General features: G+C 57.2%; 18 protein-coding genes. 8 read left to right on the forward strand and 10 right to left on the reverse strand.

Features of this window, described 5'->3' with window-relative positions; all coding sequences use genetic code 11:
• Window positions 1-59 precede the first annotated feature (59 nt).
• From JQM68_RS12465 to JQM68_RS12480, 4 genes are all read right to left on the reverse strand, one after another.
• Window positions 60-1,475, reverse strand: coding sequence for an alanine/glycine:cation symporter family protein (locus JQM68_RS12465; protein ID WP_235223329.1), 1,416 nt, complete (start codon window positions 1,473-1,475; stop codon window positions 60-62).
• A gap of 158 nt (window positions 1,476-1,633) precedes the next feature.
• Complete coding sequence (locus JQM68_RS12470; RefSeq protein WP_235223330.1) at window positions 1,634-1,858, reverse strand: Lar family restriction alleviation protein; 225 nt, start codon at window positions 1,856-1,858, stop codon at window positions 1,634-1,636.
• Between the two features lie 69 nt (window positions 1,859-1,927).
• Window positions 1,928-2,524, reverse strand: a complete 597-nt coding sequence (locus tag JQM68_RS12475) for a manganese catalase family protein (RefSeq protein WP_235223331.1) — start codon at window positions 2,522-2,524, stop codon at window positions 1,928-1,930.
• Complete coding sequence (locus tag JQM68_RS12480; RefSeq protein WP_235223332.1) at window positions 2,524-2,985, reverse strand: spore coat protein CotJB; 462 nt, start codon at window positions 2,983-2,985, stop codon at window positions 2,524-2,526. The genes JQM68_RS12475 and JQM68_RS12480 overlap by 1 nt, the downstream gene beginning before the upstream one ends.
• Window positions 2,986-3,347: 362 nt before the next feature.
• Here JQM68_RS12480 and JQM68_RS13895 point away from each other — a divergent pair, with 362 nt between their 5' ends.
• The 3 genes from JQM68_RS13895 (at window position 3,348) to JQM68_RS12495 (ending at window position 6,708) form a co-directional block, all read left to right on the forward strand.
• Window positions 3,348-3,944: an N-acetylmuramoyl-L-alanine amidase gene (locus JQM68_RS13895; RefSeq protein ID WP_235223333.1), complete on the forward strand. Its 597-nt coding sequence runs from the start codon at window positions 3,348-3,350 to the stop codon at window positions 3,942-3,944.
• Window positions 3,941-5,314, forward strand: a complete 1,374-nt coding sequence (gene radA, locus JQM68_RS12490) for a DNA repair protein RadA (protein ID WP_235223334.1) — start codon at window positions 3,941-3,943, stop codon at window positions 5,312-5,314. The genes JQM68_RS13895 and radA overlap by 4 nt, the downstream gene beginning before the upstream one ends.
• Window positions 5,315-5,688: 374 nt before the next feature.
• A complete protein-coding gene (locus tag JQM68_RS12495; RefSeq protein ID WP_235223335.1) occupies window positions 5,689-6,708 on the forward strand; it encodes a tyrosine recombinase XerC in 1,020 nt (339 codons plus the stop codon).
• A gap of 45 nt (window positions 6,709-6,753) precedes the next feature.
• On the opposite strand, the gene JQM68_RS12500 is transcribed toward JQM68_RS12495, so the two are convergent.
• The 3 genes from JQM68_RS12500 to fba all read right to left on the reverse strand — a co-directional run bounded on the left by JQM68_RS12500 (window position 6,754) and on the right by fba (window position 10,064).
• A complete protein-coding gene (locus JQM68_RS12500; protein ID WP_235223336.1) occupies window positions 6,754-8,397 on the reverse strand; it encodes a glycosyl hydrolase family 18 protein in 1,644 nt (547 codons plus the stop codon).
• Window positions 8,398-8,483: 86 nt separating this feature from the next.
• Window positions 8,484-8,987 carry an amidase domain-containing protein gene (locus JQM68_RS12505; protein WP_235223337.1) on the reverse strand — a complete coding sequence of 168 codons (504 nt, stop codon included), beginning with the start codon at window positions 8,985-8,987 and terminating at the stop codon, window positions 8,484-8,486.
• A gap of 108 nt (window positions 8,988-9,095) precedes the next feature.
• A complete protein-coding gene (gene fba / locus JQM68_RS12510) occupies window positions 9,096-10,064 on the reverse strand; it encodes a class II fructose-1,6-bisphosphate aldolase (protein WP_235223338.1) in 969 nt (322 codons plus the stop codon).
• Window positions 10,065-10,281: 217 nt separating this feature from the next.
• Here fba and JQM68_RS12515 point away from each other — a divergent pair, with 217 nt between their 5' ends.
• A complete protein-coding gene (locus JQM68_RS12515; RefSeq protein ID WP_235223339.1) occupies window positions 10,282-11,520 on the forward strand; it encodes a 6-phosphofructokinase in 1,239 nt (412 codons plus the stop codon).
• A 52-nt stretch (window positions 11,521-11,572) separates the two neighbouring features.
• Here the strand turns inward: JQM68_RS12515 and JQM68_RS12520 are convergent, their stop codons facing one another.
• Window positions 11,573-12,343 carry a type III pantothenate kinase gene (locus JQM68_RS12520; RefSeq protein WP_235223340.1) on the reverse strand — a complete coding sequence of 257 codons (771 nt, stop codon included), beginning with the start codon at window positions 12,341-12,343 and terminating at the stop codon, window positions 11,573-11,575.
• 113 nt (window positions 12,344-12,456) lie between these two features.
• Between JQM68_RS12520 and JQM68_RS12525 the strand changes: the two genes are divergently transcribed.
• Window positions 12,457-12,948: a methylated-DNA--[protein]-cysteine S-methyltransferase gene (locus JQM68_RS12525; protein WP_268821518.1), complete on the forward strand. Its 492-nt coding sequence runs from the start codon at window positions 12,457-12,459 to the stop codon at window positions 12,946-12,948.
• Window positions 12,949-12,988: 40 nt separating this feature from the next.
• Here JQM68_RS12525 and spoIVA read toward each other — a convergent pair whose 3' ends face one another.
• The gene (gene spoIVA, locus JQM68_RS12530; protein ID WP_235223342.1) at window positions 12,989-14,464 is read right to left on the reverse strand and encodes a stage IV sporulation protein A; all 1,476 of its coding nucleotides are present in this window, start codon (window positions 14,462-14,464) and stop codon (window positions 12,989-12,991) included.
• A gap of 242 nt (window positions 14,465-14,706) precedes the next feature.
• On the opposite strand from spoIVA, the gene JQM68_RS12535 reads away from it, so the two are divergent.
• From JQM68_RS12535 to JQM68_RS12545, 3 genes are all read left to right on the forward strand, one after another.
• A complete protein-coding gene (locus JQM68_RS12535) occupies window positions 14,707-15,564 on the forward strand; it encodes a transporter substrate-binding domain-containing protein (RefSeq protein WP_235223343.1) in 858 nt (285 codons plus the stop codon).
• An 87-nt stretch (window positions 15,565-15,651) separates the two neighbouring features.
• Complete coding sequence (locus JQM68_RS12540) at window positions 15,652-16,338, forward strand: amino acid ABC transporter permease (RefSeq protein WP_235223344.1); 687 nt, start codon at window positions 15,652-15,654, stop codon at window positions 16,336-16,338.
• Window positions 16,339-16,350: 12 nt separating this feature from the next.
• On the forward strand, window positions 16,351-17,136 hold the full coding sequence (locus JQM68_RS12545; RefSeq protein WP_235223345.1) for an amino acid ABC transporter ATP-binding protein: 786 nt from the start codon (window positions 16,351-16,353) through the stop codon (window positions 17,134-17,136).
• A gap of 114 nt (window positions 17,137-17,250) precedes the next feature.
• Here the strand turns inward: JQM68_RS12545 and JQM68_RS12550 are convergent, their stop codons facing one another.
• Window positions 17,251-18,786, reverse strand: a complete 1,536-nt coding sequence (locus JQM68_RS12550; protein ID WP_235223346.1) for a DUF3794 and LysM peptidoglycan-binding domain-containing protein — start codon at window positions 18,784-18,786, stop codon at window positions 17,251-17,253.
• Window positions 18,787-18,965: the final 179 nt, after the last annotated feature.

Here is an 18,965-nt window from a genome sequence, read left to right on the forward strand (position 1 = left end):
GGCCCCTTAAGGGGCTTTGTCCGTATAAAGCCCTTATAGGGCTTACTCAAGCCTCCGGCTTAGCCGGAGGTTTTGACTTGTTTCCGTTGTTTTACCGTGGCCTCATAATCCCGCAGGGAGGCCAGGGCCTCCTTGGACATGGGGAAGAGAACGATCATGTTGAAGATGGTCATAAGGGCGATGCCCACGTCACCCAAGTCCCACACAAAGGTGTAGGCCGCAAGGCAGCCGATGAACAGCATCACCAGGGCCAGCACCTTGTAGGCAGTCTGGGAGGCCCAATTGTCGCCGCAGAGATAGGCCACGTTGCTGCGGGCATAGAACAGGACGCCGATGAAGGTGGAGAAGCTGAACAGCAGCAGCGTCAGGGCGATGAACACCACACCGAAGCGGCCCAGGTGATACTCCATGGCGGCCTGGAGAAGGTCCATGCCCACAAGACCGTCGATGCTCTCTGCCGGAGCCAGCAGCATGATCATGGCGGAGCAGCTGCAGATGACGATGGTGTCCAGGAAAACGCCGAAGGCCTGGAGCAGACCCTCCTTGGCGGGGTGGTCGATGTCGGCGGCCGCCGCAGCGCAGGGGGCGGAGCCGCTGCCCGCCTCGTTGGAAAACAGCCCTCGCTTTACGCCGTTCATGATGACGGCGCCGAAGCCGCCCGCCGCCGCCTGACGCAGACCAAAGGCCTCGGAAAAAATGCGCTGAAATACAGAGGGCAGGAGGGGGGCGTTTTTGATGATGATGAACAGTGTGATGAAGAAATAGCACCCGGCCATGATGGGCACCACCACGTCCAGCACTTTGACGGTGGCGTTTTTCCGCAGTACGATGACAGCGGACACCGACGCCAGGGCGATGGCCGTATACAGCGGGGGAATGTGAAAGGCGTTATACATGGAGGAGGACACGGAATTGCCGATGACCTGACTGATGCCGCACCAGCAGATGAGACCGGATACGGCAAACAACACGGCGGTGACAGACCAGCGGCGGGCCTTGTTTCCGAAATGGCGGGTCATAAAGCTATGGATGAAGTAGGCGGGGCCGCCCCGGTAGCCGCCGTACAGCGGGTCCTTTTCCTTGTAGAGCTGAGCCAGGGTCGCCTCGATGAAGGCGGTGGCGGAACCCACCAGGGCCGTGACCCACATCCAGAACACAGCGCCGGCGCCGCCGGCGGAGACAGCGGCTACTACGCCTACCAAATTGCCCATGCCCACCCTGGTAGCGGTGGACACGATCAGTGCCTGGAGGCCGGAGATGCCCTCCTTTTTCGCGCTGGTCTCCTTTTCCAGTGTGACCCGGATCATCTCGGGGAACAGCCGCACCGGCAGGAACCGGGTGCGAAGCGTAAAAAAGATGCCCGCCGGCACCAGGATCAGCACCAGCAGGGACAGCCCCAGGCTGCCGCCGCCGGGAAGAGGAATGGTGATGAGATCGCCCCACATGAGGTCATAGATCGCATACAGCAGTTTCATGTCCTGTCTCCTGAATCTCTTGATATGATAAACCTATTGTACATGAGAAACAGACGGTTGTAAATGATTTTGTCTCAAAATGGCAGACGCTGCAGGCAATAAAATGAGGCGCCGCTTCGGTTTTCCGAAGCGGCGCCCGGTGTCTGTAACTGGATGGGTCAATCTCCGACGCCGGTGTGAACGACCTTGCCGATGTTCCAGCTGCTGACCGACTGACGGGCCGCCGTCTGGCGCTCCTCCTCGCTGTTGTAAGACAGAGCCGCCGTATGGCAGCCGCAGTCCAGACACTGAACGTAGAGGCACCAACCGTTTTCCTCCTCGATCAGGCCGGGGCCGTGGCAGATAGGGCAGTCGAGCAGTTCCAGATCTTCAAAAGGCTGCATAACATGGGTTCTCCTTTGTATGGATTATAAAAATAGTATACCACAAAACGCCCGGAGAAACAATCCTGTTTACTTATCGAAAGACGGGTTCATGAAATACACATTCTTCTCGTCCAGCCGGTCCTTGGCCAGCCGAAGCCCTTCGCCGAAGCGCTGGAAGTGGACGACCTCCCGGGCCCGGAGAAACTTGATGACATCGTTGACGTCGGGGTCATCGCTCAGCCGCAGGATGTTGTCGTAGGTCACCCGGGCTTTCTGTTCGGCGGCGAGATCCTCTGTCAGGTCGGCGATGAGGTCTCCTTTCACCGCCATACTGGCGGCGCTCCAGGGGAAGCCGGAGGCGGCAGTGGGGTAGATCCCGGCGGTATGATCCACAAAATAGGCGTCAAAGCCGCCGCTTTTGAGCTGTTCCTCGGTCAGATTCCGGGTCAGCTGGTGGACGATAGTGCCGATCATCTCCAGGTGGCCCAGTTCCTCGGTACCGATGTCCGTCAGCAGGCCCTTCAGCTCCGGATAGGGCATGGTGTACCGCTGGCTCAGGTAGCGCAGGGAGGCGCCCAGCTCACCGTCCGGGCCGCCGTACTGGCTGATGATGATGGCCGCCAGTTTCGGATTTGTGTTGGCAATTTTTACGGGATATTGCAGTTTCTTCTCATAAATGAACATCAGGCGTTCCCTCCTTCATCCCAGGGCCAGGGGTCTTTCAGCCAGGCGTAGCCATCTTCCGGGGTCAAGTCTGTCTGCAGCAGAGGGCCGTACAGCTTTTGGTACTTTTCCCGGCCTTCCTGCGCCAGCTTGATGTAGGACCAGTACAGCTGCAGGACCTCCTGGTCCTCGGAGTGGGTCACCAGATACAGCCCCAGTTCATCGATGGCAAAGTCCAGAGCCATCAGCTCCACCAGGGCGGTGTTTGCCATCTTGGTTTTCTCCTGGATAGCCGCTTTGAAAGGCAGGTCCAGGCCGGGGAACAATGTGCCGGTCTGCAGTCCCTCCATCCGGCTGAAGCGGACGGGATTTTTCTCCTGCATAGGGATATATGGGAACGCCAGGGACGCACAGCAGCCGCCGGGCAGAGAGCCCTTGTCAGTGCCGCAGGGCCCGGTGGGCGGTTTCATCTCAGGTTTCATATCGGGTCTGTTTTCCGGTTTCATCTCAGGTTTCATATCGGGTTTTTCCATTGAATCGGAATACCTCCTTTGGGAAGGATGACGCACGGACGCACCATGCGTTCACGCCATCCTATGCGGCCAGAACCGAAAAGGAGCCTGCCCTTGATTTCGGCGCTCAGAACCGCTATAATCAGGCATATGGGATAAGCAGACAGCCATACCCTGTTTGGGGGGTGTTGTCTGTGATCCTTTTGATACGAAAAGCCAACCTGAAAAAGGCGCTGCTGTGCTGCGGAGGATTCTTATGTGCCGCCTGCGTGTTCCACGCTTTAACGGGTCTTCCGTCCGTGTCTGTGTTTTCTGCGGCGGAGGGACCGGCTGTGACGGTGGTTATCGACCCCGGCCACGGCGGTGAGGATGGCGGCGCCGTGTCAGTGGACGGTGTGGCGGAGAGCCACATCAACCTTGCGGTATCCAAGCAGCTCCGGGACCTGCTGCGTTTTGCGGGTGTGGAGACAGTGATGACCCGGGAGGAGGACGTGACCATCTGCGACGAGGGCCTGGGCTCCGTCCGGGAGCGGAAGGCCTCCGACATCCGGAACCGGGTGGCTGTCGTGAACGGCACGGAGAATGCGGTCCTCCTGAGCATCCACCAAAACAGCCTGCCGTCGTCCACCGTGACCCACGGCGCCCAGGTGTTCTGGAACCAGCAGGAGGGGGCGGAGGAACTGGCCGGGGCCATCCAGGAATCCCTGAACAGCTCTGTTAACATCGGGAACGAGAAGCATACGAAACGCATCCCGCCCACGGTCTATCTGATGAAGCACGTGACCGTGCCGGCGGTTCTGGTGGAGTGTGGGTTCCTCACCAATCCGGAGGAAACCAGGCTTTTGCAGGACGAGACATATCAGCGCGGTCTGGCGGTATCCATTGCCGCCGGGTATCTGCGCGGCATATCCGAAGGGGAAACAGCATGAAGCAAAAGACCGTTTTTTACTGCACAGAATGTGGAAATGAGACGGCGAAATGGGCGGGGAAGTGCCCCGCCTGCGGCGCCTGGAATACCATTGTGGAGCAGCCGGAGGCACCGAAAGCTGTTCGGGGCGGCAAAGCCTCTGCCCAAGTGGGCGCTGTCCGCCGGGCCTGCCCGGTAATGGAGCTGAAAACAGACGAGGAAATTCGCTTCCCTACCGGCATGGGGGAGCTGGACCGGGTGTTGGGCGGGGGAGCGGTCAAAGGCTCCCTGGTGCTGGTAGGCGGCGCTCCCGGTATCGGAAAATCCACGCTGATGCTGCAGATCTGCAGTAAATTGTGTGAGTTTTCCAAGGTTTTATATGTATCCGGTGAGGAATCAGAGCATCAGTTGAAATTGCGGGCTAAACGTTTACGTGTGGAAAGCGGCAACTTGTATGTGATCTCTGAGACATGTCTGGGTGATGTGTTGGAATCCGTTTCGGAAGAAAGACCTGACATCCTGATCGTAGACTCCATCCAGACACTGTACAATGATGCTCTGGATTCTCCGGCAGGCAGCGTCAGCCAGGTGAAGGACTGTACCATGGCTCTGATGCAGCTTGCCAAGGGACAGGGCGTCACCGTATTCGTCATCGGCCATGTCAATAAGGAGGGCTCCATCGCGGGCCCGAAAGTACTGGAGCACATGGTGGACTGCGTGCTGTACTTCGAGGGCGACCAGCACACATCCTACCGCATCCTGCGGGCGGCGAAGAACCGCTTCGGCGCCACCAATGAGATCGGTGTATTCGAGATGCGCAGCGAGGGCTTGGTGGAAGTGGAGAACCCTTCGGAAATGCTGCTGTCCGGCCGCCCGGATGATGCGCCGGGCACCTGCGTTGCCTGCGTCATGGAGGGGATGCGGCCTGTCTTGGCGGAGGTCCAGGCTCTGGTAGTGACCTCTGCGGCGGGCAATCCCCGCCGTACCAGTAATGGCTTTGACTATAACCGGGCCGCCATGCTGCTGGCTGTACTGGAAAAACGGGGCGGGTTGAAAGTGTCCGCATGCGACGCATATCTGAACATTATTGGTGGATTGTACCTGGACGAGCCCGCCGCTGACCTGGCGGCTGTTATCGCTCTGGCTTCCAGCTATCTAGACAAGCCCGTACCAAGTAACCTGGTGGCCATTGGGGAAGTGGGCCTGACGGGAGAGCTGCGCACCGTCAACCAACTGGAGCAGCGCATCAGTGAAGTCCAGCGCCTGGGATTCCGAAAGTGCGTCATTCCGGCACATCGTGCAGGGGATGTGCAGCGGTATTCCAATCTGCAGCTGATCCCGGCTCGCAATATCGGTGAGGCGATCCGAGCCGCCTTGCGTCCGTCGGAATGAAATGGATGCAGGCACCGCCCAAGGATGGCTGTCCGGCGGCAGCGGCGCTGTCCAGTGTGCAGACGCCGTCGGACTGATATACACACTGACTGGTACAGGGGATCAGGCTCATAGAAGAATCCTCCGTTCCATGTTTGAATTACGCTTATTTTGCGCCGGAACTTTGTTTTTATGTCCGGCACCGGCAGGATAATCTGGGAGAGGAGGTTTAGGAGCCATAGGCTAAATTGAACAAAATAAAAATTTTGTTCAATTTAGGGGAGGGCAAAGAGCATCTATATGTGGCAGCCTTCGGAAACCATCCATAACGTTTTCCGGCAGTTTTAGCAGCCGTAGCTGGCCCTCCGCCTGTTTCCAGTGGTTTCTGTTTGATTATGAGTGATTACCGTACGGAAGCGCCGCAGGTCCTGCGGGATTTCTTATCTTACCATGAAACAATCAAAGCGCACTCCAAACGCACCGTGGACGAATACTTCCTGGATCTGCGGAATTTTTTCCGCTACATGAAGCAAATTCGCGATCCAGCGCTTTCCGGCAAGGCGCTGGACGAGATCGACATTATGGATGTGGATCTGGATTTTGTCGCGTCTGTGACGCTGACGGACATTTACGGCTACATGACATATCTCAGCCGTGACCGCATCCAGCATCAGAACAGCCGCAATTCCGACTACGGCCTGAACGCCGCGTCCAGAGCCCGGAAAATCGCAACGATCCGGTCATTCTATAACTATCTAACGAATAAGACACACCAACTTCGTGAAAATCCTGTCAAAGATATTGATTCTCCGAAATTGAAAAAAACATTGCCGAAATACTTGACTTTAGATGAAAGCTTGCAGCTTTTGGAGTCTGTGGATGGCAAAAACCAGGAACGCGACTACTGTATTCTGACGCTGTTTTTGAACTGCGGCCTGCGAATTTCCGAGCTGGTCGGTCTGAATCTGAATGACATCCAGGATGACGCCCTGCGGGTGCTGGGCAAAGGCAACAAAGTCCGCATCATTTACCTCAACGATGCCTGTCAGGATGCTCTGAAACGCTGGCTGGCCGTCCGCCGGCCCATCACCGGCCGGGACGCCAACGCGCTGTTCCTATCGTCCCAGAATGAGCGCATCAGCCGTTCCACGGTCCACGCCATGGTAAAAAAGCGTCTGGGCGAGGCCGGTATCGACAGCACCCAGTATTCCTCCCACAAGCTGCGGCACACTGCCGCCACTTTGATGCTGCAAAACGGCGTGGACGTTCGGGCTGTACAGGAGGTTTTGGGCCACGACCATTTGAATACCACGGAGATTTATACCCATATTGACAACGAATCGCTGCGGGTCGCTGCAAAGGCAAATCCCTTGTCAAAGGTGAAAAAAGCAAAGAAAATCTGTGAAAAAGAATGAAAAAAACCGCCCCGGATGGGGCGGTTTTTCTGACCTCTTCCCTGTTTATGCCAGCAGGTAGCTCCAGTCCCAGGTCTGGCGTCCGCCGGTGTACTGCGGAATGCTGCCAAGCCGCCAGACAGACACGCCGCCGGCACCCAGCAGCTTAGCCGCGGCCAGGGCAGACTGGACGCTTTTGCTGTCCTGATACCAGAGGAAATACCGGGAACCGTCCTCCGTCTCATAGATGGCGTAGGACTGCTGGTACTCCTGAGACCAGCCAAGGACCGTGCTGGGCTGCGCCAGACGCTGGGCAACAGTTTCATTGGAGGGATGGACCGGCGTACCGGAGACCAGCTTGCCGTCCCGGTCAATTTGCCAGGCTGTATTGTCCACGCTGAAGCCCAGCAGCACCTTGCCGGGGTCTGTCTGTTGTGTAATGGCCCGCAGACTCTGGTATACCTCGCCCACAGGCGCGGTGGCAGTGGTTTTGTAGTATTCCGTGCCCACAAAGGCGCTCAGATCCTGGGTATCGTAATCGTAGGCCATCAGGATGACCTTGTCAGCCAACGCGCCGATGGCGGCGTAGTCATAGCCGTCATAATAGGCGCCGGTGGTCAAGACCGGAGAGACGCAGACATACAGGGATTGCCGCTTGTCCAGCTTCGTCCGCAGTTCCGTCAGGAATGCGGTAAAATCCGCTTTTTGTGCACTACGAAGGCCCTCGAAGTCGATGGTGACGCCGCTGTAAGGATTTCTGCCGATGGTTTTGTAAGTCACGGTCACTTCGTTTACGATTTGCTCCACAGCCTGCGTCCGTCCGTCGGCGGAAGCCAACATAGATCTCAGGCTGTTACCTTCCATGAATACCATCAGGTTCAGCTTCCCGGCCAACTGCTCCGCAGCTTCGCTGTAACCGCTGGGAACGGCAAATTCGTTGCCGCCCGCATTGGTGGTAGACAGCAAGGCTGTTTCGCCGTCCCAGGTCATTCGGCTCCAACCGGCGCTGACGGCGTCCATCTCCCCGGCAAGAGACAGCTGGCTGTACGAGGAGATGGCGTAAAAGCCGTGAATGAAGCCGGTATCCTGATGGAGCTTTTCATAGATGCGAACCAGCATCGCCGCCGCCTGGGACCGGGTGGCGGTAGCGTCAGGACCAAAAGTTGTTGCGGAAGTCCCCTTTGTCATCCCGATGTCGTAGGCCACAGAGATATAGCCCTTCCGGGTAGATACATCAGTAAATGGCAAGGAGTTTTCCTTTTCAGCGATTTGGGCGGCGGCTTTCAGCCCCAGAGCGCGTACAAGCATTTCCGCCATCTCGCCCCGGGTGATGGGATCACTGGGCCGGAAGGGCGCGTTGCGGTCCACGACATCGAAGTGGGCTGCGTTATTGATGGCACTGCGGTATGTATCGGAAATACTGTCCGGGACCGCCATGTCTGCGGTGATGTAGTTCGTCTCTGATTGAACTTCGGACTGCGACAGCAGCATCCGGTCCAGCACGGTGACGAACTGGGCACGGGTCATGGGATCGGAATAACCGAAACGGTCGGCGCCGTACCCGTTCATCAAGCCGTATTCCGTGGCTTTTTGGACTTCGCCAGCCAGTGAGCTCCCAGCGGGCACATCCGTGTAAGCTGCCCCGGCCATGGGAACAGTCAAAGATGCCGCCAATAACGCAACCAGCAGGCAGGACAGGAATTTTTTCATGTTAAATTCCCTCTTTCTTTTGTGATACCGCCATCATAGCACGCCCTCCGAAAAAAATGTGAACGATCCCTTAAATCTTCCTGTATCTATGGACGCACGGTGCCGGTGATATGCAGATAGCGGATGTCCCGGAACTCGTAGGTGGACAGCGGCCGGTTATCGGCGTCGTAGCTATGAGCGGCAACCAAGGTATTTTCCAGGGTCGGTATTCTTCCGGTGGATACCACCACCGGGGAGTGCTGAAAGTCCTCACCTTTAAAAGAAAGCTGTACAATATCGCCGGGGCGAAGATCTTCCAGCTGACACGGCTCTCCTACCGGCCCAACGGAAATACCTTTCCGGGTGAGGAAGTTCCAGAGATACATGACCCCTGTCCAGGCCGGAGCCTTTTGGTTGGCGTCGATGTAATACCAGCCAAAGGTGGGCGTAAAATTCATAATGCCGCTGCCAGCAAAAATACACTGGGACGCGAAATTCGTGCAGTCTCCCCCCAGCTCTTCATAGTCGTAGTAGGCCGGGTTCCGGCCGTAGGCCCACTGATGAGCATATAGGACCGCCGCCTTGCGGTCGTAATCCTGCAAAAAGCGCATGACTCCCCTCCCCTTTCTCCTTCATTCTATGAGAAAACCGGCCGGGGAGATACAAAAAACCGGGAGACGCGGATGCGTCTCCCGGTTTTGCGATGTAATGAGAGAAAATCAGGCCTTGTGGTCGCAGCCCAGAACGTCCACGATCTTGTGGGCGACCATTGCTTTGATGGCGGCACGGGCGGGCTTCAGATACTGGCGGGGGTCGAAGTCGCCGGGATGCTCATCAAAATACTGACGGATGGTAGCGGTCATGGCCAGCCGCAGGTCAGAGTCGATGTTGATCTTGCAGACGGACAGCTCGGCGGCGTGGCGCAGCTGCTCCTCGGGAATGCCGACGGCGTCGGGCATCTTGCCGCCGTGCTCGTTGATGGCCTTCACGAAGTCCTGAGGCACGGAGGAAGAGCCATGCAGCACGATGGGGAAGCCGGGCAGGCGCTTGGAGACCTCCTCCAGCACGTCGAAGCGCAGCGGAGGCGGAACCAGGATACCCTTTTCATTGCGGGTGCACTGGGCAGCGGTAAACTTGTAAGCGCCGTGGCTGGTGCCGATGGCGATGGCCAGAGAGTCGCAGCCGGTCTTGGACACGAACTCCTCGACCTCCTCGGGACGGGTGTAAGAGGCGGCACCGGCGGCGACCTTCACATCGTCCTCGATGCCGGCCAGGGTGCCCAGCTCGGCCTCAACGACCACGCCGTGATCGTGGGCATACTCGACGACCTTCTTGGTGATCTCGATGTTCTCCTCGAAGGGCTTGGAGGAAGCGTCGATCATGACGGAGGTAAAGCCGCCGTCGATGCAGGCCTTGCAGGTCTCAAAATCGGGGCCGTGATCCAGATGCAGGGCGATGGGGATGTCGGGGCACTCAATAACAGCGGCCTCCACCAGCTTCACCAGATAGGTGTGGTTGGCATAGGCGCGGGCGCCCTTGGACACCTGCAGGATCAGAGGAGCCTTCAGCTCCTGAGCGGCCTCGGTGATGCCCTGAACGATCTCCATGTTGTTGACGTTGAAAGCGCCGACAGCATAGCCGCCGTCATAGGCTTTCTTGAACATTTCGGTAGTGGTAACCAGTGCCATAATGATTCACTCCTATTCTTATTTGTTCCGTCCCTTTGAACGTCTCCCCGTCAGGATGCACAAGGGTTTGTTATCAAATCGACAAATTTGATAATTCAAATGGACGAAAACGATTTTCTTCTTAGATAATATCATAAAAAAATTAAATTGCAAGTATTTACAATTCATTTTTTCGATGATATGATAAATGAAACATTTTCTGAGGAGGCTTATTCCAATGAATGAATTAAAAGGCGCATGCATCGTCGGACAGTCCGGCGGTCCTACTTCTGTGATCAATGCCAGCGTGTACGGTGTCATTGACACCGCGCTGAAAAATCCCAATATCACCCGCGTGCTGGGCGCGGAGCACGGCATCAAGGGCGTTCTGAATGACCGCCTGTTTGACATGTCCGAGGAAGACCCTGCCGAGCTGGAGCTGCTGAAGTACACCCCCTCCTCCGCATTGGGTTCCTGCCGTTACAAGATGGCCGATCCCGACGTGGACGATACCGATTACAAGCGCATCCTGGAGATCTTCAAGAAGTACGACGTTCGCTATTTCTTCTACAACGGCGGCAACGACTCCATGGATACCTGCAACAAGATCAGCAAGTACATGCAGAAGGTGGGCTATGAGTGCCGCGTGATGGGCGTGCCCAAGACCATCGACAACGACCTCTACGGCACCGACCACTGCCCCGGCTTCGCCTCCGCCGCCAAGTATATCGCCACTTCCTGCATGGAGGTCTATCAGGACGCCCGCGTGTATGACACCGGCATGGTCTGCATCATTGAGATCATGGGCCGTCACGCCGGCTGGCTGGCTGGCGCTGCTGCCCTGGCTACCGCTTACGGCGCTGGTCCCGACCTGGTGTACCTGCCCGAGGTGGACTTTGACATGGACGCATTCCTGGCTGATGTGGAGCGCATTTATAAGGAGAAGGGCAACTGCATGGTAGCCGTTTCCGAGGGCATCCACTACGCCGACGGCACTTTTGTCTCCGAGGCCAAGACCTCCGCCACCGACGGCTTCGGCCATGCCCAGCTGGGCGGCCTGGCTTCCCTGCTGGCCAACGTCGTCAAGGAGAAGACCGGCGCCAAGGTCCGCGGCATCGAGCTGAGCCTGCTGCAGCGCTGCGGTGCGCACCTGGCCTCCGAGACTGACATCGAGGAGTCCTACATGTCCGGCAAGGCCGCCGTGGAGAACGCCGTGGGCGGCATCACCGATAAGATGGTTGGCTTCGAGCGTACCTATGAGGACGGCAAGTACGTCTGCAAGACGAAGCTGCTTGGCCTGACTGATGTTGCCAATACTGAGAAGAAGGTCCCCCTGGAGTGGATCAATGCCGCCCACAATGGCGTGGAGAAGCCCTTCATCGACTACGTGCTTCCCCTGATCCAGGGCGAGCCCAAGCTGCCCAAGCAGGATTCCCTGCCCCGCTTTGCCAAGCTGAAGAAGGTCCTGGCGAAATAATCTCTTACTCCGATAAAAAAACAGCGTGTACCAATCCGGTACACGCTGTTTTTTATTTATTTTTCTGGTAAATGGCCCACAGGCCGTCCATCAGCAGATACTTGTCGTAAATGATGGGATTCCGGCAGTAGCGGACGATGACAGGCGCGTTGCCGCCTGTTGCGACCACGGTGACTTCCTGGCCGGGGAAGGTCTCCCGGATGCGGTCGATGACGCCGTCCAGCATACCGGCGGAGCCGTAGACGATGCCGGAGCGCATACAATCCTCTGTGTTTTTGCCAATGAGGCTCTTGGGATGCTGTAAAGAAATGGCCGGAAGCTGGGCTGCCCGGCGGCTCAGGGCCTCCAGAGAGACATTGACACCCGGCAGCAGCAATCCGCCCTCGTAGGTCCGGCCCTGGGAGATGACGCCGATGGTGGTGGCGGTGCCCATGTCGATGGTGATGATGGGCGGCTGGAACTTCTCCAGCGCGGCCACCGCATCCGCCACGATGTCCGCACCCACCTGGGTCTGGTTCGTCAGGCGGATGTTCAGCCCTGTCCGGACGCCGGGGCCTACCACCATGGGGGGCTTCCCCAAAAGCCGGGTCAGGGCCTTTTCCATCATAAAGTTCAGAGGCGGCACCACACTGCATAAAATGGCACCCGTCACGTCCGTGTAGCTGTAATGATACAGCGTGAACAGGTTCATCAGGTCAATACTGATCTGATCGGCGGTCTTTCGGCTGTCCGTGTCCAGATACGCCAAAAAACGCAGATTTTTCTCCTTATCAAACAACCCTACCGAGGTGGTGGAATTGCCTACATCAATCGCCAGCAGCATCCGGGTGATCCCCTTTCTCTTGCATATCGTTTTTATTATGGTATCACGACTTTCCGCTGCTTGCAAGTATTCTTCCGGGCTGGTATACTGTCACGCAGAAAGGCGGTGCGGTGATGTATGTGACAGAGCTGACCTCCCCGGTGGGAAATTTGCTTCTTGCCTCTGACGGACACTCCCTGACCGGGCTTTGGCTGGAGGGACAGAAATATTTCGCGGCCACATTGAAGAATGACAGAACAGAACAGGCTGATCTGCCGGTATTTCAGCAGACGGCGGAATGGCTGGACGCCTACTTCAAAAAGGCGCCTCTCCCTGCCCTGCCGCCGCTGTCCCCGAAAGGAAGTGCGTTTCGGCAGGCGGTGTGGAAGCTGCTGCTGGAAATACCCTATGGCGAGACCACCACTTACGGAGAATTGGCCCGCAGACTTCGGGAGAGCGGCGTTTCCGCCGCACCCCAGGCGGTGGGCGGCGCCGTTGGGCATAATCCGATCTCCATTCTCATCCCCTGTCACCGCGTTCTGGGTGCAGACGGCAGCCTGACCGGTTATGCCGGAGGTGTGGAGAAGAAGCGGTTCCTGTTGGAGCTGGAGGGTGTCTCCATATGAAAGTAAAAAGGAAGCACCGGTTGACCGGTGCTTCCTTTTTTCACAGAATAATACAGATGAGTCCGCCGCTGCCCTCGTTGATGATACGGGTCAGGGTCTCCTGGAGTTTCTTTCGGGCATCTTCCGGCATCCGCTTCAATTTTGCCTGCAGATCGTCGTTGACCAGCTCATGGAAGCTGCGGCCAAAGATATTGGACTGCCATATCTTGCTGGTGTCTCCCTCAAATTCCTGAAGGAGATAATTCACCATGTCTTCGGACTGCTTTTCGTTGCCCACGATCGGACTGACGGCGGTTTCGATGTCCGCCCGGATCATGTGGATGCTGGGAGCGCTGGCCTTCAGCCGGACGCCGTAACGCCCGCCCTGCTTCATGATTTCCGGTTCCTCCAGCTTCAGCTCGTCAATGCCGGGCACCACGATGCCATAGCCCGTCTCCCGCACATCCTTCAGAGCACCGGCCACCTTATCATATTCCTTTTTCACGTCCGCCAGGCGGGTCAGCAGGCTCATCAGGTCGCCGTCGTCTGACACGTCAAAGCCGGATTGCTCCGACAGTGTCTGATAGAACAGCTCCCGCGGCAGCCGCAGCTCCGCCGCCGCTATGCCGGTGCCCAGGTCGATACTGGTGACCTTCGCCTCGCTGATGTTTTCGCAGTTTCCAAGGGAGGTGATCACTCCGTCGATCTCCCGGATATGGTGCAGCTCCGAGGTTCCCTGGCGGATGGCGTCGTACAGCCCGGACTTCAGGGGATGCTGGGCCGGCAGGGCGTCTACCCAGGGCGGCAGGAACAGGTCCAGCTCCTGCATGGGGAATTCATACAGCACCGCTTTCATAATGTCCGATACAGCGGTCTCGTCCAGCTCCAGGCAGTTCACCGGCACACAGTTTACCTCATACCGGGAGGCAATATCTTTTGCGATGGCCTGGGCCCGGTCTCCGGCGGGGTCTACGGAGTTCAGCAGGACGATAAAAGGCTTTCCCAGCTCCTGAAGCTCCCGGATGACCCGCTCCTCCGCCTCCAGGTAGTCCTCCCTGGGGATGTCGGCCACAGTGCCGTCGGTGGTGATGACGATGCCGATGGTGGAGTGCTCCGTGATGACTTTCCGGGTGCCGATCTCCGCCGCTTCGGTCATGGGGATCTCATGGTCGAACCAGGGCGTTGTGACCATGCGGGGCGCGTCGTCCTCGTACTGGCCGATGGCGCCTTTTACCATATACCCCACGCAGTCGATGAGCCGGACGGAAAAGGCCGCGCCGCCCTCCAGCTGGACCTGAGCCGCTTCCTCCGGGACGAACTTCGGCTCCGCCGTCATAATGGTGCGGCCGGAACCGCTTTGGGGCAGCTCATCCCTGGCCCGTTCCCGGCGGTAGACGTTATCAATATTCGGGATCACCTGGGTCTCCATGAACCGCTTGATAAAGGTGGATTTTCCGGTACGCACCGGGCCGACTACACCGATGTAGATATCCCCTGCCGTGCGGGTGGCGATATTTTGATAAATACTGGTATTCATAGCAACCTCCATGCGCGGTCCACGCTCTCCCATCCTTTTCCGCGCCCCATAGTCTTGTTCCACTCTATGTCCCGGCAGCGGAAAGTATGACGGCCCGTCTGCTTTTGGATAAAACGCACAAAAACGTCCGCCTGCTTTCTCCTCTATTCGGACATTTTCTGCCTTTACACCTGTAATTTAGCATGGTAAACTACTAACGTATTAAACGAGCGGGAGAACCGCTCATTTTGGAGGATGAAACGATGAAAAACATGAAGAAGTTTTGGGCCATGCTGCTGGCTCTGACCATGATCCTGTCTCTGGCCGCCTGCGGCGGTTCCAAGGAAGAGGCACCCGCTAAGACCGAAGAGCCTGCTGCCACAGAGGAACCCGCTGCGGAAGAGCCTGCCGCCGACAGCGATCTGGCCTACGTCCAGGATAAGGGTGTTCTGGTGGTCGGTATCACTGATTTCGAGCCCATGGACTACAAGGATGCGAACGGCAACTGGATCGGTTTCGACGCTGATATGGCCGTGGCCTTCGCTGAAAGCCTGGGCGTGGATGTGGAATTCGTCGAGATCGACTGGGATAACAAGATCCTGGAGCTGAACAGCAAGACCATTGACTGCGTTTGGAACGGCATGACCCTGACCGACGAGGTCACCAGCGCCATGGAGTGCTCCAACGCCTACTGCAACAACGCTCAGGTGGTGATCGTTCCCGCTGACAAGGCTGACCAGTACCAGACCGTCGAGGCCTGTGCCGGCCTTGCTTTCGCCGTGGAAGCCGGCAGCGCTGGTGAGGCCGAGGTCAGCGCCCTGGGTTATAGCTGCACTCCCGTCAAGGCCCAGTCCGACGCGCTGATGGAAGTGGCCGCCGGCACCTCTGACGCCGCCGTTATCGACTCCCTGATGGCTGCCGCCATGGTGGGCGAGGGCACCAGCTACGCCGACCTTACTTACACCGTGGGCCTGAACAGCGAGGAGTACGGCGTGGGCTTCCGCAAGGGTTCCGACCTGGCCGCCGCGCTGAACGACTTCTTCGCCGCCGCTTACGCTGACGGCTCCATGATCGAGTGTGCTGAGACCTATGGTGTTCAGGCCGCTCTGATCGAGCAGTAATTTTCCGATTTCCCGCATACCAAACAGAGAGCGGATCATCCGCTCTCTGTTTTTGGCCCCTACTAAAAGAGAAAGCAGGGCAATTCTATGGAACTGATACTCGAACAAATGCCGATCGTCATTCACTCACTGAATATCGGCTTCTTACAGACATTGAAGCTGTTTTTTGTGACACTGATCGGCGCCATTCCTCTGGGCCTTGTCATTGCCTTCGGCTCCATGAGCCGTTTTACCCCTTTACGCTGGCTGTCAAGGCTGATCGTGTGGGTCATCCGCGGTACCCCACTGATGATCCAGCTGCTGATCATCTACTACTTCCCCGGCCTGGTTCTGAAAAACAACGTTTGGGGCAGCGGTGAGACCGGCCGGTTTATCGCCTCGGCGGTTTCTTTCATCATCAACTATGCTTGCTACTTCTCCGAAATTTACCGGGGCGGCATCCAGGGCGTACCCAAGGGACAGCAGGAGGCCGGCATGGTCTTGGGCATGACCAAGAGCCAGATCTTTTTCAAGGTCACTCTGCTGCAGATGATCAAGCGTATCGTGCCCCCCATGTCCAACGAGATCATTACCCTGGTCAAGGATACCTCCCTGGCCCGTATTATCGCGCTTCAGGAGATCATCTGGGCAGGCCAGGCGTTCCTGAAAGGCTCCCAGGGAATCTCCGGCGCCATCTGGCCGCTGTTCTTCACTGCGGTCTATTATCTTGTATTCAACGGTATCCTGACGGTTCTGCTTGGGAAGCTGGAGCAGAAGCTGGATTATTTCCGTTAAGGGGGTGCTGATATGGCGATTCTGGAAGTACATAACATTGAAAAGCATTTCGGCGCGACCCGTGTACTGGAGGATATCAGTTTCTCTTTGGAGCAGGGCCAGGCGCTGGCTATTATCGGTTCCTCCGGCAGCGGCAAAACTACCCTGCTGCGGTGCCTGAACTTTTTGGAGACGCCGGATCAGGGTCAGATCGTCGTTCAGGGCAAGACCCTGTTCGACGCGTCGGACCCAGCTACTCAAAGGGAAAGCGAGATCCGCAAGAAGCGGCTTCACTTCGGTATGGTGTTCCAGTCTTTCAACCTGTTCCCCCAGTATACGGCTTTGCAGAATGTGACCCTGGCCAGCCAGCTGCTGGCGAAGGAGCAGCCGGACTTTAAATCCAACAAGGCGCAAATACTGGCCGATATAGAGGCCCACGGCAAGCTGCTGTTGGAGCAGATGGGCCTGGCTGACCGGGCACATCACTACCCCCATCAGCTCTCCGGCGGCCAGCAGCAGCGGGTGGCCATTGCCCGCGCTTTGGCGCTGCATCCGGATATTCTCTGCTTCGATGAGCCTACCTCCGCTCTGGATCCGGAGCTGACCGGCGAAGTGCTGAAGGTCATCCGCTCCCTGGCGGATCAGAATACCACGATGATCATTGTCACCCATGAGATGGCTTTTGCACGGGACGTGGCGGACCAGATCATCTTTATGGACGGCGGCGTCATTGTGGAGCAGGGCGATCCCCACCAGGTCATCGAGCACCCCAGAGAGGAGCGGACACGGCAATTCCTGGCCCGGTATTCGGAAAACTGAACTTGATAAAGTTCTTTTTCATTCTTTTTCTTTCAAGAAAAAGAATGAAAAAGCAAAAGCTGTTGCAGGACAAAGTCCATGCAACAGCTTTTTTGCGCTGACGAAAACTTTGATCTACGCCCGCTTCCGTGGGATCAGCAGCAGCTTTTCCCGGGGAATCTCCCCGTCTTCCAGCTGATTTGCCGCCAGGATCATTGCGATCGTTGTGTTATACTTCTTTGCCAGATCCCATGCGCTTTCCTGCTTTCCCAGGCATCGCAGCACCAGAGACGGTGTTCCCACAGAATCTTTCGGGGATTCCGTATCCAGTTTAGCGCTGGTGATGCAGACCTTTTTCAGGCGGGAAACGGCTTCGGCCCGGAAATCCACCGGGAACCGCACTTCGATTCCACGATCCCCTAAACTGCCCTGGATTTCTTCCGGACAAGCGGCACTGGCGCTGACTTTGCAATCCTCCGGCAGCTCCAACTGGCTGTTGATGTCAAAGCTCCGTTCTGCCATGAGCGGTACGCCGCCTTCGTCCAGATACAGTGCCCGGACGTTGACCTCTGTCCGCAGAACGGTGGTCTCTCCTTCCCTACTGACGGAAACGGCGCCACAGGACGCGGTGAGGGATAGAATGGAATCCGCCACCACGCCAATTTCCAATACCTCCCGAACGGTATGCCGGCGGGTGAATGTCTCAAAGAATCCGGTGACGCTCAGCGGTGCGGCTTCATAAGCGGTCTCATAGGAAGTGGAGTACAGGTCGTTCAGGAGGGTCACGTCCTGCTCCTCCCGCAGCAGAGCCGTGGCGTGGAGATAAAGCGTCACCGCGATCTGGCGACCCTCCGCGTCATCTCCGTCAATTTGCAGGTCGCTGCCTGTCAACTGCAGCCGCAGGGACGGCGTGCACCCTTCCGCGGCGCCCTCGATCTCCATGATCTGGGAAAAGGGCAAGTCACTGGAAGTCGTATCATACTTTCCATCCACACTGCGGTAAAGCAGGCTGATGGAAAAAACGCCCTTGAAAATCAGCTTGCTGCCCACGATCTTGCTTTCCGTCACAGAGCCGCAAACCTGGCTGTTCAACAGCTCCGCGGCGCCGGCCCGCCCCGGAGAAAGGTTCATCTCCTCTGTAAATGTAAAATCCTTTTCAGCAATATGTGTCAAAAGCGTGATCCTCTGCTGCTCCTGCCGTTTTTCTACGCAGAGCTGATCCTCAGCCTCCAGATCGGTACTGAAGCACAGCGGCGCCTTCTGGTAGCCCGTCAAACGGGTCACCAACTTACAGTGCGTGAATACTTTCCTTGGATTCAGCATCCGCGATTCCAGAAATTCTGGCCGGGTATCCGCTTCCAAAAACACACAGTCAGCCAACACCCGATTGTCGCTTTCAACAGTGAATGGCATGGCAAATTCCAGTGTACGGATGCCGCTCTCTCCATCCGGGGTGTACAGCACCGTGACCCGTACCGTACCGGTGACCGCTGCCTTGCCGTCCCGCAGTTCCCGGCTGTGGATGCAGACCTTCCCATCGGCTGTGATAATACGCGCAATATCCGGACAATAGTCCGGCACGATGACCTCTGTGGTCTCCTCTTGGGTCAGCGTTACTTCCCCGCTGCTCTCATAATGATCCAGGGTCGTTTTTTTCAGTTGCAGTTCCATAAGAACCCCTTCCTTTCCCGGCAGTTCATGTCCTACCCTATGAACCGCCGGGCCGGATTATGCCTTAACCCGGAACAATTTCCGCAGAATGCCCCGCAATTGCCCAATTCGCTTCAACGGACTGCCCGTTTCGGATGAACGGTGCGGGCAGTTCGGTTGAAGCGGTGTGAGTTATGGCT

The sequence above is a fragment of the Oscillibacter valericigenes genome, from assembly GCF_021531435.1.
In the GTDB taxonomy this organism is placed as follows: domain Bacteria; phylum Bacillota; class Clostridia; order Oscillospirales; family Oscillospiraceae; genus Oscillibacter; species Oscillibacter valericigenes_B.

Bases quoted from the DNA above. Each gene is read 5' to 3' on its own strand.
- JQM68_RS12465 (WP_235223329.1), bottom strand. From the start codon at position 1,475: ATGAAACTGCTGTATGCGATCTATGACCTCATGTGGGGCGATCTCATC.
- JQM68_RS12470 (WP_235223330.1), bottom strand. From the start codon at position 1,858: ATGCAGCCTTTTGAAGATCTGGAACTGCTCGACTGCCCTATCTGCCAC.
- JQM68_RS12475 (WP_235223331.1), bottom strand. From the start codon at position 2,524: ATGTTCATTTATGAGAAGAAACTGCAATATCCCGTAAAAATTGCCAAC.
- JQM68_RS12480 (WP_235223332.1), bottom strand. From the start codon at position 2,985: ATGAAACCTGAGATGAAACCGCCCACCGGGCCCTGCGGCACTGACAAG.
- radA (WP_235223334.1), top strand. From the start codon at position 3,941: ATGAAGCAAAAGACCGTTTTTTACTGCACAGAATGTGGAAATGAGACG.
- JQM68_RS12495 (WP_235223335.1), top strand. From the start codon at position 5,689: ATGAGTGATTACCGTACGGAAGCGCCGCAGGTCCTGCGGGATTTCTTA.
- JQM68_RS12500 (WP_235223336.1), bottom strand. From the start codon at position 8,397: ATGAAAAAATTCCTGTCCTGCCTGCTGGTTGCGTTATTGGCGGCATCT.
- JQM68_RS12505 (WP_235223337.1), bottom strand. From the start codon at position 8,987: ATGCGCTTTTTGCAGGATTACGACCGCAAGGCGGCGGTCCTATATGCT.
- fba (WP_235223338.1), bottom strand. From the start codon at position 10,064: ATGGCACTGGTTACCACTACCGAAATGTTCAAGAAAGCCTATGACGGC.
- JQM68_RS12515 (WP_235223339.1), top strand. From the start codon at position 10,282: ATGAATGAATTAAAAGGCGCATGCATCGTCGGACAGTCCGGCGGTCCT.
- JQM68_RS12520 (WP_235223340.1), bottom strand. From the start codon at position 12,343: ATGCTGCTGGCGATTGATGTAGGCAATTCCACCACCTCGGTAGGGTTG.
- JQM68_RS12525 (WP_268821518.1), top strand. From the start codon at position 12,457: ATGTATGTGACAGAGCTGACCTCCCCGGTGGGAAATTTGCTTCTTGCC.
- spoIVA (WP_235223342.1), bottom strand. From the start codon at position 14,464: ATGAATACCAGTATTTATCAAAATATCGCCACCCGCACGGCAGGGGAT.
- JQM68_RS12535 (WP_235223343.1), top strand. From the start codon at position 14,707: ATGAAAAACATGAAGAAGTTTTGGGCCATGCTGCTGGCTCTGACCATG.
- JQM68_RS12540 (WP_235223344.1), top strand. From the start codon at position 15,652: ATGGAACTGATACTCGAACAAATGCCGATCGTCATTCACTCACTGAAT.
- JQM68_RS12545 (WP_235223345.1), top strand. From the start codon at position 16,351: ATGGCGATTCTGGAAGTACATAACATTGAAAAGCATTTCGGCGCGACC.
- JQM68_RS12550 (WP_235223346.1), bottom strand. From the start codon at position 18,786: ATGGAACTGCAACTGAAAAAAACGACCCTGGATCATTATGAGAGCAGC.